1 rRNA gene (cut by a window edge) is annotated in these 1,653 nt (G+C 58.3%); it reads left to right on the forward strand.

Annotated features, from left to right (window positions below):
- Positions 1-1,523, forward strand: a 23S ribosomal RNA gene (locus ACFQ11_RS37385); it begins 1,656 nt to the left of the window's first position.
- Positions 1,524-1,653 lie beyond the last annotated feature (130 nt).

A 1,653-nucleotide genomic window follows, 5' to 3' on the forward strand; every position in this document is an offset into this window, starting at 1 on the left:
CGTGGGACCCGAGGGGGTAGTAGGTGAGTGATGGGGTGACGCAGGAGGGTAGCTCAGCCCAGGCGATGGTTGTCCTGGGGTAAGCATGTAGCCCGCGCCATAGGCAAATCCGTGGCGCGTTGAAGGGTGAGATGTGATGCCGAGCCGTTTTAGGTGAAGTGAGTGATCCCATGCTGCCGAGAAAAGCCTCTAGCGAGTGTACCGGCGGCCCGTACCCTAAACCGACTCAGGTGGTCAGGTAGAGAATACCAAGGCGATCGGGTGAACTGTGGTTAAGGAACTCGGCAAATTGCCCCCGTAACTTTGGGAGAAGGGGGGCCATGCCTGGTGAACGCCCTTGCGGTGGGAGCTGGGTGTGGTCGCAGAGGCCAGGGGGAAGCGACTGTTTACTAAAAACACAGGTCCGTGCGAAGTCGTAAGACGCTGTATACGGACTGACGCCTGCCCGGTGCCGGAACGTTAAGAGGACCGGTTAGATCTCCTTTGGGGGGTCGAAGCTGAGAATCTAAGCGCCGGTAAACGGCGGTGGTAACTATAACCATCCTAAGGTAGCGAAATTCCTTGTCGGGTAAGTTCCGACCTGCACGAATGGCGTAACGACTTCCCCGCTGTCTCAACCACAGGCCCGGCGAAATTGCAGTACGAGTAAAGATGCTCGTTTCGCGCAGCAGGACGGAAAGACCCCGGGACCTTCACTACAGCTTGGCATTGGCGCTTGGAGCGTCTTGTGTAGGATAGGTGGGAGACTGTGAAGCTCGGACGCCAGTTCGGGTGGAGTCGTTGGTGAAATACCACTCTGGTCGTTTTGAGCGTCTAACCCGCACCCGTGGATCCGGGTGGGGGACAGTGCCTGGTGGGTAGTTTAACTGGGGCGGTTGCCTCCTAAAGTGTAACGGAGGCGCCCAAAGGTTCCCTCAGCCTGGTTGGCAATCAGGTGGCGAGTGCAAGGGCACAAGGGAGCTTGACTGTGAGACGGACGTGTCGAGCAGGTGCGAAAGCAGGGCCTAGTGATCCGGCACCTACGTGTGGAAGTGGTGTCGCTCAACGGCTAAAAGGTACCCCGGGGATAACAGGCTGATCTTCCCCAAGAGTCCATATCGACGGGATGGTTTGGCACCTCGATGTCGGCTCGTCGCATCCTGGGGCTGGAGTAGGTCCCAAGGGTTGGGCTGTTCGCCCATTAAAGCGGCACGCGAGCTGGGTTTAGAACGTCGCGAGACAGTTCGGTCCCTATCCGCTGCGCGCGTAGGAGAATTGTGAGGGTCTGTCCCTAGTACGAGAGGACCGGGACGGACGGACCTCTGGTGTGCCAGTTGTCCTGCCAGGGGCATGGCTGGTTGGCTACGTTCGGTTGGGATAACCGCTGAAAGCATCTAAGCGGGAAGCCTTCCTCGAGATGAGTTCTCCCTCCCACCTTTGGGTGGGGTAAGGCCCCCGAGAGACGATCGGGTTGATAGGCCGGGGATGGAAGCGCGGTAACGTGTGGAGTCGACCGGTACTAATAGGCCGAGTGGCTTGAACACACTGAACGTTCAAAGCATCTCGCTGTGTGTTGTTCGCGTCCCTGTGTGGTTCCCGGTAAGCAAACGGGCGCCTGTGTTTGATAAGTTGATATTCGAGCTTTGGTCGCTTGGACGTCGAGTTTCCCGCACC

The sequence above is a fragment of the Actinomadura sediminis genome, from assembly GCF_042675525.1.
Lineage (GTDB): Bacteria > Actinomycetota > Actinomycetes > Streptosporangiales > Streptosporangiaceae > Spirillospora > Spirillospora sediminis.